At 73.4% G+C, this 15,137-nt stretch carries 9 protein-coding genes; 4 read left to right on the top strand and 5 right to left on the bottom strand.

Features of this window, described 5'->3' with window-relative positions; genetic code table 11:
• Positions 1 to 171 precede the first annotated feature (171 nt).
• On the bottom strand, positions 172 to 2,388 hold the full coding sequence (locus AC5PYY_RS04270) for a transglycosylase domain-containing protein (protein WP_493898554.1): 2,217 nt from the start codon (positions 2,386 to 2,388) through the stop codon (positions 172 to 174).
• A gap of 122 nt (positions 2,389 to 2,510) precedes the next feature.
• Here AC5PYY_RS04270 and AC5PYY_RS04265 point away from each other — a divergent pair, with 122 nt between their 5' ends.
• From AC5PYY_RS04265 to AC5PYY_RS04250, 4 genes are read left to right on the top strand one after another with little or no spacing between them, the layout of a single operon-like run.
• Entirely contained in the window at positions 2,511 to 3,587 is a 1,077-nt protein-coding gene (locus AC5PYY_RS04265; RefSeq protein WP_493898553.1) for an inositol-3-phosphate synthase, read from the top strand.
• A 43-nt stretch (positions 3,588 to 3,630) separates the two neighbouring features.
• Positions 3,631 to 6,027: a glycosyltransferase family 4 protein gene (locus AC5PYY_RS04260; protein ID WP_493898552.1), complete on the top strand. Its 2,397-nt coding sequence runs from the start codon at positions 3,631 to 3,633 to the stop codon at positions 6,025 to 6,027.
• Between the two features lie 10 nt (positions 6,028 to 6,037).
• The gene (locus tag AC5PYY_RS04255) at positions 6,038 to 6,394 is read left to right on the top strand and encodes a hypothetical protein (protein ID WP_493898551.1); all 357 of its coding nucleotides are present in this window, start codon (positions 6,038 to 6,040) and stop codon (positions 6,392 to 6,394) included.
• Entirely contained in the window at positions 6,381 to 9,488 is a 3,108-nt protein-coding gene (locus AC5PYY_RS04250; RefSeq protein ID WP_493898550.1) for a glycosyltransferase, read from the top strand. The genes AC5PYY_RS04255 and AC5PYY_RS04250 overlap by 14 nt, the downstream gene beginning before the upstream one ends.
• Here the strand turns inward: AC5PYY_RS04250 and AC5PYY_RS04245 are convergent.
• From AC5PYY_RS04245 to AC5PYY_RS04230, 4 genes are read right to left on the bottom strand one after another with little or no spacing between them, the layout of a single operon-like run.
• Positions 9,451 to 12,144, bottom strand: a complete 2,694-nt coding sequence (locus AC5PYY_RS04245; RefSeq protein ID WP_493898549.1) for a hypothetical protein — start codon at positions 12,142 to 12,144, stop codon at positions 9,451 to 9,453. The two genes, AC5PYY_RS04250 and AC5PYY_RS04245, sit on opposite strands and share 38 nt — an antisense overlap.
• On the bottom strand, positions 12,141 to 13,241 hold the full coding sequence (gene wecB, locus AC5PYY_RS04240) for a non-hydrolyzing UDP-N-acetylglucosamine 2-epimerase (RefSeq protein WP_493898548.1): 1,101 nt from the start codon (positions 13,239 to 13,241) through the stop codon (positions 12,141 to 12,143). The genes AC5PYY_RS04245 and wecB overlap by 4 nt, the downstream gene beginning before the upstream one ends.
• The gene (locus AC5PYY_RS04235; protein ID WP_493898547.1) at positions 13,238 to 13,906 is read right to left on the bottom strand and encodes a hypothetical protein; all 669 of its coding nucleotides are present in this window, start codon (positions 13,904 to 13,906) and stop codon (positions 13,238 to 13,240) included. The genes wecB and AC5PYY_RS04235 overlap by 4 nt, the downstream gene beginning before the upstream one ends.
• Positions 13,903 to 15,054: a glycosyltransferase gene (locus tag AC5PYY_RS04230; protein ID WP_493898546.1), complete on the bottom strand. Its 1,152-nt coding sequence runs from the start codon at positions 15,052 to 15,054 to the stop codon at positions 13,903 to 13,905. The genes AC5PYY_RS04235 and AC5PYY_RS04230 overlap by 4 nt, the downstream gene beginning before the upstream one ends.
• Between the last annotated feature and the right edge of the window lie 83 nt (positions 15,055 to 15,137).

Raw genomic sequence — 15,137 nt, 5'->3', positions numbered from 1 at the left:
CGGCCGCGACACCGGCCAGGCCGCGCGCGCCGACGACGGCATACCGGCCGAGCGGTCCGCCCAGGAAGCCGGTCGCCGCGGCGACCACCGGGTCGATCCAGGACGGCACCACCCAGGGCAGGTCGCGTCGGGTGCGGGGGGGACGACCGCCCCCGAACGGGCCGGTGCCGCTCACCCGGTGGGCTCGGGCACGGGCGCCTCGTCCGTCGGCTGACCCGGTTGGCCCTCGCCGTCCGGAGGATCGATGGTCTCGGTCTCCGTGGGGGTGGTCGGCTCCGGGACGCTCTCGGTCTCGGTCGGCTCCTCGCTCGTCTCGGTCTCCGTGGGCTCCTCCGAGGTGGTCGTCTCGGTCGGCTCCTCGCTCGTCTCCGTCTCGGTCTCGGTCTCCGTCGGCTCGGCCGTCGTCGGCTCCGGCTCGACCGGGGCCACGGTGGTCGGGGTGTCGTCGGTCGGGCCGCCGGTGCCGACGCGCGGGGAGAACTCGAGGACCTCCTCGCCCTCCATCGCGCCCCGCATGAACTCGCCCCAGACCTGCGCGGGGAAGGTGCCGCCGGTGATCTGGTCGATGCCGGCGACGTCCTGCATCGGGACGGTGCCGTCGCCCTTGTACATCACGACACCCGCCGCCAGCTGTGGCACGAAGCCGTCGAACCAGGCGGAGACGTTCTGCTCGCTCGTGCCCGACTTGCCGGCCGAGGGTCGCCCGATGTCGCCGGCGGTCATGCCCGAGCCCTGGGTCATGGTGTAGGTCATCGCATCGGTCGTGTCGACGGCGGCATCGCGCTCGACGCCGTCCTCGGTCTCCGGCTCGGCCTCGTGGGTCACCTGGCCGCTGACCGTCTCGACCCGCGCGATGAGGTAGGGGTCGGAGCGCTGTCCCTCTGCCGCGAGGGTCGCGTAGGCGTTGGTCATCTCGACCAGGGTCGGGGAGGCGGTACCGAGCACGTTGGTGAGGTCGGTGTCGAGCCCGGGGGTGTCCTCCGGCAGGCCCAGGTCGATCGCGGCGTCCCGGGTGCGGTCCGGACCGATCTCTTCGTTGAGCTGGACGTAGATCGTGTTGACCGATTCGGCGAGCGCCGTGCGCAGGTCGATACGCCCGAAGGACACGTCGCGGAAGTTGTTGATCTCCACGTCGTCGCCCTCGCCGAAGGTCATCGGGGTGGGTCCGTCGTAGGGCTGGAGGGTGTCGACGCCGTCCTCGACCGCCGCCACGAGCGTGACCGGCTTGAAGAGCGACCCGGCCTGCACCCGGGCGTCGGTCGCCGAGTTGAGCTGGGTCTCCTGGTAGTCGTCGCCGCCGTACATCGCGGTGATGGCGCCGTCGTCGGGCCGGATGGCGGTGAGGGCGACGGTGATGTCGTCGGTGCCCTCACCGGTGGGGCGGAACATCTCCACGGCGTCCTGGGCCGCCTGCTGGTGCTGCTCGACGATCGTGGTGGTGACCCGCAGGCCGCCGCCGTCGATCTCGGCGTCGTCGACGCCCAGCAGCTCCTGCAGCTCCTCGCGCGCCGCCTGCGAGATGTAGCCCTCCACGCCCTGCACCGCGGTGGAGGGTGCCGCGTCCTCGATCTCGGGAAGCGTCATACCGGAGCGTTCGGAGGCGTCCAGCCACCCCTCCTCGACCATGCCGTCGAGCACGTAGGCGACCCGCTCCTCGGCACGCTCCTCGTTGCCGTCGGCGAAGTCCGGGTCGAAGAGCGAGGGGGCGTTGGTCACCGCGGCGAGGAAGGCCCCCTCCTCGACGGTGAGGTCGGCGACGTCCTTGCGGAAGTAGGCCTGGCTCGCGGTCTGGATGCCGTAGGCGCCGCGCCCGAAGTAGATCGTGTTGAGGTAGTTCTCCAGGATCTGGTCCTTGGAGAGCTCGTTGTCGATCTTGATCGAGATGATGATCTCGGTGAACTTGCGCTGCAGCGTCTGGTCGGCGGTGAGGTAGTAGTTCTTGACGTACTGCTGGGTGATGGTCGACCCGCCCTGGAGGCCGTCGCCGCGCAGCGTGCGCCAGGCACCCCGGATCGTGCCCGGTATGGAGACGCCCTCGTTCTCGTAGAAGGAGCGGTCCTCGGCGGCGAGCAGCGCGTTGCGGGTCGCCTCGGGCACCTCCTCCAGCGGCACCGCCTCCCGGTCGTAGCCGCCGGTGAACCGGGCCAGCTCGGTCTCGCCGTCGGCGTAGTAGAGGATCGAGCTCTGCGCCTCGGCGAAGTCGTTGGGCTCGGGGACCTCGGTCCGGCTGTAGGCCCAGGCAAAGATGCCGACCGCGAGCAGGATGCCGAGCAGCGCCAGCCCGGTCAGCCACAGCAGGGTGCGCCGAACCCAGCCGCCACGCCGCGCGCGGCGGCGGCCGGTCCGGGTCGAACGACGGGACGTCGGTGCGGTGCCAGAGGAGCTCACGCACCCATTGTGCCTATTCGGCTGGGCGATGCCTCGGAATCATCGCGGGCACGGCGGTGTTCGCACGGGGGAGAGGGGCGGCCTGCGGGCCGCCCGCAGCATGTCTGACGAGGAGTATGTGGATGGGTTCGGTTCGGGTGGCGATCGTGGGCGTGGGCAACTGCGCCAGCTCGCTCGTGCAAGGAGTCGAGTACTACCGGGACGCCGACCCCGAGGGCACGGTCCCCGGCCTGATGCACGTGCGGTTCGGTGACTACCACGTCGGTGACCTGTCGTTCGTGGCCGCCTTCGACGTGGACGCCGCCAAGGTCGGGCAGGACCTGTCCAAGGCCATCCGCACGGGCGAGAACAACACGATCCAGTTCGCCGAGGTGCCCGAGACGGGCGTCGTCGTGCAGCGGGGGCCGACGCTCGACGGTCTGGGGAAGTACTACGCGCTCACCGTCGAGGAGTCGCCGGCCGAGCCGGTCGACGTCGTCCAGGCCCTCAAGGACGCCGAGGTCGACGTCCTCGTGTCCTACCTGCCGGTCGGCAGCGAGGAGGCGGACAAGTTCTACGCCCAGTGCGCCATCGACGCTGGCGTCGCCTTCGTCAACGCCCTGCCGGTCTTCATCGCCAGCGACCCCGAGTGGGCGGCGAAGTTCACCGAGGCCGGGGTGCCGATCGTCGGCGACGACATCAAGAGCCAGGTCGGCGCGACGATCACCCACCGCGTGCTGGCTCGCCTCTTCGAGGAGCGCGGCGTGGCGCTGGACCGCACCTACCAGCTCAACGTCGGCGGCAACATGGACTTCAAGAACATGCTGGAGCGCGAGCGGCTGGAGAGCAAGAAGGTCTCCAAGACCCAGGCGGTCACGTCCAACCTGAGCCGCACCATGGCGGACCGGGACGTGCACATCGGTCCCTCCGACTACGTGCAGTGGCTGGACGACCGCAAGTGGGCCTACGTCCGGCTCGAGGGCCGCGCCTTCGGCGACGTACCGCTCAACCTGGAATACAAGCTCGAGGTCTGGGACAGCCCCAACTCCGCCGGGATCATCATCGACGCGATCCGGGCGGCGAAGATCGCGGCCGACCGAGGCCAGGGCGGCCCCGTCATGGGTGCCTCCGCCTATCTGATGAAGAGCCCGCCGGTGCAGATGCCCGACGACCAGGGCCGCGCCGAGGTGGAGGCCTTCATCGCCCAGACGGCGGGCTGAGGCTGGGCCCGGGCACCAGCCGGGGTCTGGGAGGATCGCCGGTATGCCGCAGCTGCCCTTCGTGCTCGTCGGTGCCGGGTGTCCCGGGGCGGGGCCGCGAGCCGCGGTCACCGCTGCCACCGCCGCCGGGCTCAGCCTGCCGGCGGCGACGGGGGCACCTCTGGGCGAGCCGGGCTGGCACCGGCTGGACGCCGGAATGCCGACCGCCGGGCTGGTGCAGCGTCTCACCTCCCGGTTGCGTGATCCCGCCGTCGGTCTTGCCGCCTCGCTGGAGTCCGAGGGCTGGCTGGCCGCACAGGTGGCTGCTGCCGCGGACGGCGCTCCCTCCGAGGACGGGGTGAGGGTGGTCGCGCTCGATCCCGCCGCGCTCCGGGCGCTGGACCGGCTCTCGCTGCCGACCGGGGTGCGCGTGCTGGAGTGGGACGAGGCCCTCGAACCGTTGCTGCGGCCCATCGGGGGGGCCGTGCCAGGACCGCGTCAGCCGGTGCCCGCGAGGCCCTCGGCGTCGCGTCCTCCCGGTGCGCGGCACGCGATCACGGTGCTCGGAGACGACCCGACCGCGGCCGCAGGAGCGCTCGACCTCCCCCGGGTGAAGGTGACGATGGCCCTGACGGCGGACGACGGTCCCGGCGAGCTGCCGGACCCCACCGACGTGGTGCTCCTCGACGGTCTGGGGCCCTGGGTCACCCTGCTCACCGGTCTCGCCACCGGGACGCCGGTCGTCCGGGTGGTGCATCCCGACGACGCGACCACCCCGTGGCGCCACCTCCTCGACACCTCCCGCGTCGACGTCACCCTCAGGCAGGCGGAGGCCGCGACGCCGGGAGCCCTGCTCGACGCGGTTCTCGGCGCGGACGTCGCGGAGCTGGTCGATCTGGCCTCGCGGCGGGAGGACGAGCAGGCCCTGGCGCTCGCGGACCAGATGCTCGACCGCGGGCTCCCCGAGGACGAACGGGTCTGGCGCGAGCTGAGCTACCTCGCCCGCGTCAGCGGGGCCTCCACCCTGGAGGCGCGGCTGCTGCGGGGGCGGTTGCAGACCGCAGATCCCGACGACCAGCGTCGACCGACGTGGCAGACCGTGCTGGACACCGTGCAGGACCGGCTCACCGAGACCGAGCCCGGCTGGCTGCCGCCGCTGCCGTCCACCCCGGTCGAGCCGGTGCCGGGTCGGGTGCTGCACCTGCTCAAGGTGACCATCCCCCAGCGGCAGGCCGGGTACTCCGTGCGCGGCCACCAGACGCTTCTCGCCCTGCAGGAGCAGGGGGTGGACGTGCTCGGCGTCGCGCTCCCGCCTGCCGGGCCGACGAGCGACGTGACGGCTGACGCGGATCCCGACCTGCTTCCCACGGTGGGCGAGCACGTCGTCGACGGCGTGCGCTACCTCGTGCCGGAGCCGGTGGCGGCGTCCGCCGGCACGGCATACCTCCGACAGGCCGCCGAGGCGCTGCTCGAGGTGGTCCGGACCGAGCGGCCCGCGGTGCTGCACGTGCACTCCGGCGGCCGCGGCTACGACCTCGGCGTCGTGGGAGCCGCGCTCGCGCGGGCCACCGGCCTGCCCTGGATGTATGAGGTGCGCGGCTTCTTCGAATCACTGTGGACACCGCAGCTGGACCGCGCGGAGCGTGGCGAGGTCTTCGCCCGCCGCATGGCCAAGGAGGCGGAGCTCGTCGCCGCGGCCGACGCTGCCGTGACCCTGGCCGAGACCATGCGCGCCGACCTCGTCGCGCGCGGAGTCGACCCGGGACAGGTGACGGTGGTGCCCAACGCGGTCGATCCGCGAGCCTTCACGCCGACCAGTCGCGACGCGGACCTGGCCAGCCGCTGGGGCACGGCCGGACGCTTCACCATCGGCTACGTCACCAACCTGGACCACGAGCGCGAGCAGATCGAGGACCTGGTGCGCGCCACCCGCGTGCTGCGCGACCGCGGGGTCGACGTGCGCACGCTCGTCGTGGGCGACGGCACGCGCCGGGAGGCCCTCCAGGCCCGGGCCCGGCAGGAGGGCGTGGCGGAGCACGTCGTCTTCACCGGCCGCGTGCCGCACGCCGAGGTCGCCGCGTCCTACGCACTCCTGGACGTGCTCGTCGTGCCGCGCAGCGCTGAGCGTGCCGCCCGGCTGGTCACCCCGCTCAAGCCCTACGAGGCGATGGCCCTCGGGCTGCCGGTGGTGGTGTCGGACCAGCCCGCCCTGCTGGAGATCATCGGCGGCGGCGAACGCGGCTGGTCCTACCCGACCGGGGACGCCGAGGCGCTGGCGACGGTCCTGCAGGCGCTCGCCGCAGACCCGTCCCTGCGCCGGGCGACGGCCGAGCGGGCCCGTGCCTGGGTGCTCGCCGAGCGCACCTGGGCGGGCAACGCCGAGCGTTACCGCGCGCTCTACGACCGCCTCGACCCTCGCGCACCCCGCACGACCGCCGACGGCCCGGGACCCACCCGGTAGCGTGCAGCCCATGCGCTCCCGTCACCTGCTGCTGGCCGCCGTTGCGTTCGCCGCGGTGATGAGCCTGGCCGCGCTTGTGGGGACCCTGCTGGGTTGGTGGTGGCTCGTCACGCTGGCGGGTGCCGGCCTGCTCAGCGGCACCCTGCTGGCGGCCGTCGACACGGATCGGCGGGTGCGTGAGCTGCGGTCCTACGTGCGGGCGCAGGTCGCGTCCATCGACACGACCGGTGGCCGGGCGGCGCCCGAGCGGGAGGACGTCGTGGGCACGGTGCGCGCCCTGCAGGCGCAGTACACCGGCCGCCTCGACCGGTTGCAGGACACCGTCGAGCAGGCGCTGCGGCGCGACGGCGGGCATGCCGGCAGCTGACCCGGGGCCTCGCGCCACCCGGGCCGGGGTGAGCCGGGACACGGCGCGCAACCAGATCCTCCTGGACCACCCCGACGCCCTCGCCGCCACCGCGCTGCGCACCCGGAGCATCCACGCCCGCGAGGTGCTGGTCGAGGCCGCCTGGCCCGGCGCGAGCGCGGCCGACATCGACGGGTGGGCCGAGTCGGTCGTCACGTCCGGTGGAGGGGAGCGTCCCGAGGGCGCCGACCTCTACCGCCTCGGGCAGTACGCGCGCGTGCTCGCCCTGCAACGGGTCGAGGACGCCGAGGACCGGCGCCGGGCCCGGACGCTGCTGGAGGCGCTCGCGCTGCTCGACGGGGGGCAGGCCCTCGGCGCCGTCCATCCGCAGGCGGTCCTGCTGCTGCTCCACCTGCGCTGCCTGGACGGGGACACCCAGCGGGCGACCGCGCTGCTCGAACACCCGCAGGTCCCGTCCGACGTCGCCGACGCGGTGCGCGCGGACCTGGCCAACCCCTTCCGCGGGTCCCCCGGCGACAGCAGCGTGCCGGAGTCCGCGCTCGATCCGTGGCTGGCGCTCCTGACCCGGGCGTTGCTGCCCCCCGGTCGCGCGCCGCTGCAGCTGGCGCCGCAGCACGGACCCACGCCCTTCGACCGGCTGACCACCCCCGAGCCCGAGGCGGTCGACCGCGACGGTGACGCCCTCGTCACGGTGGTGGTCAGCTGCCACCGCCCCGGGCCGGCACTGCTCACCGCGGTCGGCTCGCTGGTCCGGCAGAGCTGGCGGGCGCTGGAGATCCTCGTCGTCGACGACGCCTCCGGCGCGGACGGCGCGGCCGAGGCCGAGCCGTGGCTGCGCGTGGTCGAGGCGTCCGACCCCCGGGTACGGGTGATCCGCAAACAGGTCAACGGTGGCACCTACCGGGCGCGCAACACCGCGTGGCGACAGGCCCGGGGGGCCTACGCCACCACCCTGGACTCCGACGACTGGCTGCACCCGGAGGCGATCGCCACCCTGGTCCGGGCCCTGGAGGCCGACCCGGCGCGGATGGCGACCCAGGCCCTCGGGGCGCGCGTGAGCGAGGACCTGCGGCTGGTGCGGCTCGGCTACCGCCACCGCGCCGTCGCGACCCCCACCCTGCTCGTCCGGCTGGACCCGGTGCTCTCCCGGCTGGGCTTCTTCGACCCGGCGCGCAAGGCCGCCGACACGGAGTACTCCCGGCGCATCCAGGCGGCCTTCGGTGACGCGGCGGTGCACACGGTGGACGAGTGCCTGCTGCTGCTGCGCTCGGGGGAGACGCTGTCCTCCTCCGAGTTCGGGCGCATGTGGCGGCACGGCGCCCGCCACGCCTACAAGTGCCTCTACACGCCCTGGCACGACGAGATCCGGGCCGGGGCGGCGGCATACCTCGATCCGGTCGAGGACCGACCCGTGCCGGAGCCGCGGCGGTGGAGCTGGCCCCGCGACATCGCCTTCCCGGCGCCGCGCCGCCTCGACCTGGTGCTCGCGGGTGACTGGCGCCGCTACGGCGGACCGCAGCGCTCCATGCTCGAGGAGGCGCGAGCCGCCCGCGCCGCCGGCCTGCGGGTGGGGATCATGCACCTGGAGGCGCTGCGCTTCGGCACCACCCGGGACCTGCCGCTGTGCGCGCCGGTCACCGAGCTGCTGCGCCGCCGCGAGCTGGAGTGGGTGCAGCCGGACGACGACGTGGACGTCGACGTGCTGCTCGTCCGCTACCCGCTCGTCCTGCAGCATCCTCCGCACGTGCCCGGCGCACTGCGCCCGGAGCACCTGCTCGTCGTGGCCAACCAGGCTCCGATCGAGCCGGACGGCACCGATCAGCGGTATGTCGTGGGTGACGTCACCGAGCGCGCGCGCGAGCTGTTCGGCGCCGATCCCCTCTGGGTGCCGCAGGGGCCGGTGGTCCGTGAGGTGCTGCGGGAGCAGGACCCGGACGTGGTGCTCGCCGGGTGGGACAACCCCGGGCTCATCGACCTGGCGCAGTGGCGGGTGCGCCCGGCCCGCCCACCGGGCGCCGACGGCCCCGTGGTGGTCGGGCGCTACTCCCGCGACCACCCGCTGAAGTTTCCGGCGACCCATGCCGACTTCGTGCGCGCCTACACCTTCGGCGAGGGCTACGAGGTCCGGATGATGGGCGCGCTCGCCACCTGGCGGGCGCTGGCGGAGCAGGCCGGGCTGGGGGCGGAGCATCCGGTTCCCGACTCCTGGCGGATGCTGCGCTACCAGCAGGTGGACCCGCGCGAGCTCCTCGCCGAGGTGGACTTCGTCGTCTACCAGGACCACCCGGAGCGGCACGAGGCCTTTGGCCGGGTGCTGCTGGAGTCCGCCGCCTCCGGGGCCCTGGTTATCGCCCACCCCAAGCACCGACCGGTCTTCGGCGAGGTGCTGGACTACGCCACGCCGGAGCAGGTCAGGGAGCTCGTCGAGGGGTATGTCGCGGAGCCGAAGCGTTACCTGGCCCGGGTGGAGCAGGTGCAGCGGCTCATCGGCGAGCGCTACAGCCACGACTCCTTCGTCCGGCGGCTGGCCGGGGTCTCGGCGTCGTTGGCCGCGCGCGTGGCCTCCGTGGGCCGTGACGAAGGCTGGTGGTCGGGCGAAGCGCGGCTGCTCGTCGCAGGGGAGCGGCCGGGGACGGGGGCGTCCGACGCGCCGTCGGTCCAGCTGGAGCGGGGAGCAGGGCTGACCCTGCACGAGACCCGGGTGCGCTCTGCTGCGGATGCGGGGCGGGCCGACCGGGTGGTGCTGGTGCTGCCGGAGCCGATGCCCGAGGACGCGCGCGAGCTGCTGGGGGAGGCGTGGGCGGTGCCCGAGGAGTCAGTGCTGGACGCGGCTCTCGTGGGCGCGGCTGAGGCCGCGGGGCTTCCGGCGGTGGTGCTGCGCCGCGAGGGAGTGGTGCAGCTGCTGACCGTTCCCGGGGTCGAGGTCGACCTGGTCGAGGGCGTTGCCGATGCGGAGACGGGCTCCAGTCTCGGCGTCGACACGGAGATCCTGCCGCCGGACCGGATCCCGGCGGGCTGGACCTCACGCTGCTGGCCCGGGTCGCGGGACGTCGAGGTCAGTCTGCGGTCGGCGGCGCCAGACGGCGGTCGCTGAACGGCAGGACGAGCGGGCGCACGCCCTGCACCAGGTCGTGGGGTCGCCACCCGCCCCCGGCCTCGCCAGCCGTCCCCAGGACGACGTGCGCGTCGCGCGGCACCGCCGCGTCGAGCGGCACCCCCGCCGGCGCCAGGGCCGACGGGTGGGTAGGCAGAGCAGCCCCGGCGTCATCGCCCCAGGTGCGTGCGAAGGCCCGCGCCCCGCCTGCGCGCAGTGAGCGGCCCGGCTCTCCCGGCTCACCGTCGGCCTCCTCGCGCAACCCCACGACCAGGTGTCGCAACCGGGCTTCGTCCGCCGCGGAGGAGGCCGCGAAGAGCACCGGGTCGCTGCGGTCGTCGCTCGCTCGGTCCCACCAGGAGACGGACGCCGTGAGTCGGCCCGCGAGCGCGGACAGCAGCTCCGCGCTCGCCGGGTCCTCGCCCAGCGCCAGCCAGGCGGGCGCACTCCCGGTCGCGAGCTCGAGGTGCCGGATGAGCCGGTCCCGGCGTTCCTCAGGCGTGGAAAGGCGGGGTGCTGCCGAGGGGCCCGCGACCTCGGTCAGACCCGCTCTGGTCCAGTCCGTGCCCGGTGCACCGTCGCAGCGGGCCGCCATGTCCCCGGTCAGGGAGAGCGTGTCACCCGCGAGTCCCAGGTGTCGGCCGAGCGTCTTCTGCGACACGACGCCGTTGCCGAGCACGTGGGCTCCCAGGCTGGCGACCGCGTCGGTGAGGAGCACGGTCCTGCTGCCGTCGCCGAGGAGCGCGGTCCAGCTGCCGGTCAGGGCGGCGGCGGCCGCGGACGCCGCGGTGAGTCCGTCCGAGCTCAGGACGCCGGCGAGACGGTCGGCGGTGGCTGCCGGACCGGCTGCACCGGCGTCCAGGTCGACGGGGTCGCCGACGACCCACGCCCAGGCATGCTCCGCTTCGGCGCGGGCCGACGCGATGGACGGGTGGTGCGCGAGCCACCAGCCTCCGGGCGCGCGAGCGGTGATCCAGGTGGGCGGCGGGGCGTCCGGGCGGGCGGGGAGGACGGCATACCCCCGAGGCCAGGTGAGCCGCTGCTCGAGTGCGGTCCTCCGCGAGCGCGTCAGCCGCCCTCGGACCCGCGACGCCAGCGGTCCCGGGATCCTGGAGAGAGCGCGGTCTACCGGCGGGGGAGGGGTGCGGCGGGGAAGCCCTGCGAGGGGCTCCTTGTTCAGCATCCGGTCGTAGAGCACCTTGCCCGCCCGCTGCGGGTAGGGCAGCGACAACATCGTCTCCAGCAGGACCCGGTCGTTGAAGGGGGCCATCACCCGGTGGCCGAAGTCGCCGTCGAGGAACTTCCGGTAGCCCCACCGGCCCATCCGCTGCTCCCAATAGAACAGGTCGTGATGGTCGTACCCCGCCAATCGGTCTGGCCGGAACTGAGCATGTGACGCGTAGCCACCGAACAGAGCTTCTGCCAGGCCGTCGTGTCGGGAGCCGAGCAGCAGCTGCACCATCCTGGCGTCGGACAGGGGCTCGTCGGTGCGTACCTTGCTGAAGGTGGTGCCGCACTCGGCGCCGTTGGACTGCAGCTGCACCAGGTCGTGGTCGAGGTCGGCCCACATCGCGTGGGCGGCGCCGCGGGACGGGAGCAGTGGCGCGTAGGTGCGGCGGTGCGCCCGGTCGAAGGCGCTCCCGGCCGGTGGGTTGCGCCACCGCAGCACCCGGTGCCGCACGCCGGCGCGGGTGGCGACCGCACTGGCGCCGGTGACGTCGGTGGCCGCTGCGGGCCCACGGCGTGCGTCTCGGGGGTTGACGTAGGTGAAGGTGAGGCCGTCCTGCTGACGCAGCCGCGGCAGCGCCGCGGCCAGCGTGATGCGACTGTCCGACCCGGCGGTGAGGCTCAACGCCGGCTGGCCGAGCCGCGTCAGAAGGTCCACGTGCGCCTGCAGCCGGTCCCGGAACGCGGCATACGTGGCGTCGAGGTTCGTCGAGGGTCGACGTTCGGTCCAGGGCCAGAACCGCTCGTGCCGCGGCGGCGGCGAGCCGGGCACGAGCCCGACCCGCAGCAGGCAGTTGGGGATGAGCGCCAGCACCTCGCGGTATGACGTGCGCAGGCCGGGCAGGTAGTTCACCAAGCCTTGGCGATGGGTTCGGAGCTGATCCAGGAGGAGCGGCACGTCCGGATCCTCTGAGAGACCGAGGGTGTCGGCGACCAACGAGGCGGCGCTAGCCAGCGCCGTGCGACCGCCGTGGTTGCCGTAGAAGACGGGCTGGGTCGCCAGGGTGTCGGGGACGACGAGGAGCTCGGCGCCGGATTCCGTTCGGTCGACGGCGACGAGCGTGAAGCGGCCACCCAGCCGAGCTGTAGCCCGCACCAGTGCGTCCTCCCCCGCGCTCTGCCACGAGCTGAGCAGGCCCCGGGCGATCTCTGTCGCGTCGATCAAGCCGGCGTCCACGTCCACCGGGTGGCCGAGCAGCAGCACCTCCCGACCGTCGCCCCGGGCCGCCGCGGCGACGGTCCGCGGCTGCAGGGCGACCGTCAGCCCGGACAGCAGGTCCAGGTCGGTGCGCCACCCCTGGGTGTCAGGTGGGAGCTGGTCTGGGGAGAGTGTGCCCGAGACGACGAGGTAGCCGTGTGGGTGGCTGCCGAGGAGCACCTGCGCGTCGGTGGCGGCGCTGGCGCTCTCCTCGGGAGCCGCGCCGGTCATTCCACGCCCAGAGCCCCGGCCAGGACGCGGGCGATGCGCGGACCCGCCTGGCCGTCCCACAGCGGGGGCACTGGTGTGGATCCGTCGGCCCGGGCCGTCGACTCGAGAGCAGTGGCGACCTCTCCGGCGAGCGACTCCCGGGTCACCAGCCGGTTGGTGCCGTGGGTGATCGTCACCGGGCGCTCGGTGTTGGGCCGCAGGGTCAGGCAGGGGACGCCCATCACCGTGGTCTCCTCCTGCACGCCGCCGGAGTCGGTGACGACCGCGGCCGAGCCCTGAACCAGCGAGAGGAACTCGACGTAGCCGAGCGGCTCGATGACCTGCAGGTTCTCGTGGTCCATGAAGCCGGCATCCTGCAGCCGCTGGCGACCACGAGGGTGCAGCGGGATGAGCACCGTGACCTGGTCGGCGACCGCGTGGACCGCCCTCACCAGGGCAGCGACGTCGGCAGGATCGTCCACGTTGCCGGGCCGGTGGAGCGTCGCCACGACGTAGGGCTCGGACGGGTCGACGCCGACCTGCTCGGCGACGCCGGCGGTGTCCAGGCTCCCGAGGTGACGTAGCAGGGTGTCGATCATGGGGTTGCCGACGAAGTGGATGCTGTCCGGGTCGGCGCCCTCGCGGGCGAGGTGGGCCACCGCGTCGACGCTGGTGACGAGGAGCAGGTCCGAGATCCGGTCGGTGAGCAGCCGGTTGATCTCCTCCGGCATCGTCCGGTCGAAGGACCGCAGCCCGGCCTCGACATGGGCGATCGGGATGCCCATCTTGCTCGCGACCAGAGCGGCCGCGACCGTGGAGTTGACGTCGCCGTAGACCACGACCAGATCCGGACGACGCTCGACGAAGAGCTGCTCCAGACCGACCATCGTCGCCGCGGTCTGGGCCCCGTGCGCCCCGGAGCCGACCCCGAGGTTGAGGTCGGGCTCGGGCAGGCCGAGCTGGCGGAAGAAGACCTCGCTCATCCGCTCGTCGTAGTGCTGACCGGTGTGGACCAGCAGCTGCTCGACCGGGTAGGCGTGCAGGGCCTCGATGACCGGGGCAGCCTTCGGGAAGTTGGGTCGGGCGCCGGTGATGTGGACGACGAGCGGGGTGGTCACGGCGAGGTCTCTCCTCGATCTGGGTGGTGGTCGGATGGCGGGGCGACGACGTGCTCAGGACCAGTCTCCCCGCCGAGGTCGAGGTCGCCGGGCAGGCGGTGCCGCACGGCCCGGACGAGGTGCTCGTCGACCGCGTGGAGACGGCCGTGGTCGGTCCGGACCAGGTGCCACAGCTGGTAGTGGTCGACGATCCCGCCGAGCCGGTCTGCCAGGTAGGCGTCCCAGGCCGCGGTGGAGTCGGTGATGCTACCGCTACCGACCAGGGCGCCGCGCCGCACGACGTGCTCCAGCACGAACCCGTGCTCGCGGGCGGCAGCGAAGACCGGCTGGTCCAGGACCAGCAGGGGGCGGAAGCTGCGCTCGGCCCGCTGCAGCTCGGCGACCCGTGTCACGAAGGCCTCGGCCTGCTCGGTCGTCAGGTCGAGGGCGAGGAAACCGATGACGGGCAGGAGGTTCACGTCGGCCCCGGAGACGTGGCGGCCGCCGTGCAAGGGCACGTCCACCTGGCCGGCACCGTGACGCGGCGCGAAGACGCGCCAGGCCAGGTCGTTGAGCAGCTCGTTGCGTCGCACCCGCGGCAGGAGCTCACGCAGCGCCCAGTCGTACCCCGGCGCGCGACGCACCCGGCGGGCGAGCTCCTGAGGGATCCGGGAGGGCGGCTTCATGCGCGGGCTCCGGCCAGCGAGTCGATCAGCCCGGCGGCGTCCCTAGCGCCGTTCCCGGGGTCTGCGGCCCTGGCGCGGTCGGCCAGCTCAATTCCTCGCTCCAGCAGGTCGCCGATCAGCCGATCGGCGCGACCGTCGGTCAGGGTCGGCGCGGTGAGCGCCCAGCCCTGCCGGTGGGCGTGACCCGCGCGCGACGCCTGATCGTCCAGCGAGGTGTGTGAGTTGGGCACGAGGAGCGTGGGCACACCCAGGCGCAGCGACTCGTGGAAGGAGTTGTAGCCCGCCGCGACCACGGCCAGGTCGAAGGCGGAGTAGTACTCCGACAGCGGGAAATGCCGCACCAGGTGCAGACCTTCGGTCTCCACGGCCTTCTCGGCGATGGCGGGGGCGGTCACGCACACGCCGATGCCGCGCCGCCGGAGCGCCGCGGCAGCCGCCCCGATCTCGTCACCGGTGTCGTTGATGTTGCCGGCTCCGAGGGATACCAGCGCGAGCGGCCCGTCGAGAGGCAGGCCGAGAGCGGCCCGTGCGGCGTCCCGCGGCTGCACGTCGTCGCGGTCGACCAGCGTGACCGGGCGGACGGGGGTGACCGGCGTGGTGACCTGGTCGAAGCGGGACGGGGGGGCGGCGGTCGCGCCACGGTCAGCCTCCCCGGACAGGTCGCCCGGCTCCAGGACGGCGTCGAACCAGGCGGCCTTGGCGAGCTGGTCGACGTTGCGACCCGGCTTCCACATCCCGCGCCGCGACCAGACGGACCGCGTCCCCGGTGCCGAGGCGAGCGCGACGTCGAGCCCGGAGTAGGGGTGGGTGCCGTCGAAGACGAGCACCTCGGGACGTACGCGGTGCAGGATCTCCCCGACCCGCTCGGCGAAGAGAGCTCGCCACGCGGCGGGTCGGAGGCCGGACGCTCCTTGGCTCGGGAGGTACTCCCAGGTCAGTCCCTGGCTGGCGACGACCGGCACGGCCTGAGAGAGGGACAGGACGTGGGCGGGGCTCGTCAGTCGACGGGCGTAGGCCAGCAACCGGGTGAGGTGACCCATACCGGCCCCGTTGCTGGAGAGGAGGAGAACGCGAGGTGACCCGGCGGGCTCCGTGGCGTCGAGGTGCGAGACGGTCGCGACGTGCTGCTCGGGACTGCCAGCGACCATGCCGAGGATCATGTCACAGCGCGCTAACATCGGTGGCACCCTCGGTGCGAGGTACCCGACCCCTGAACTCTGCTCTAGGAGAC

The organism is Serinicoccus sp. JS2-9 (assembly GCF_059025165.1).
The sequence above is the reverse complement of the archived record's forward strand: the minus strand, read 5'-3'. Positions and strand labels throughout refer to the sequence as shown.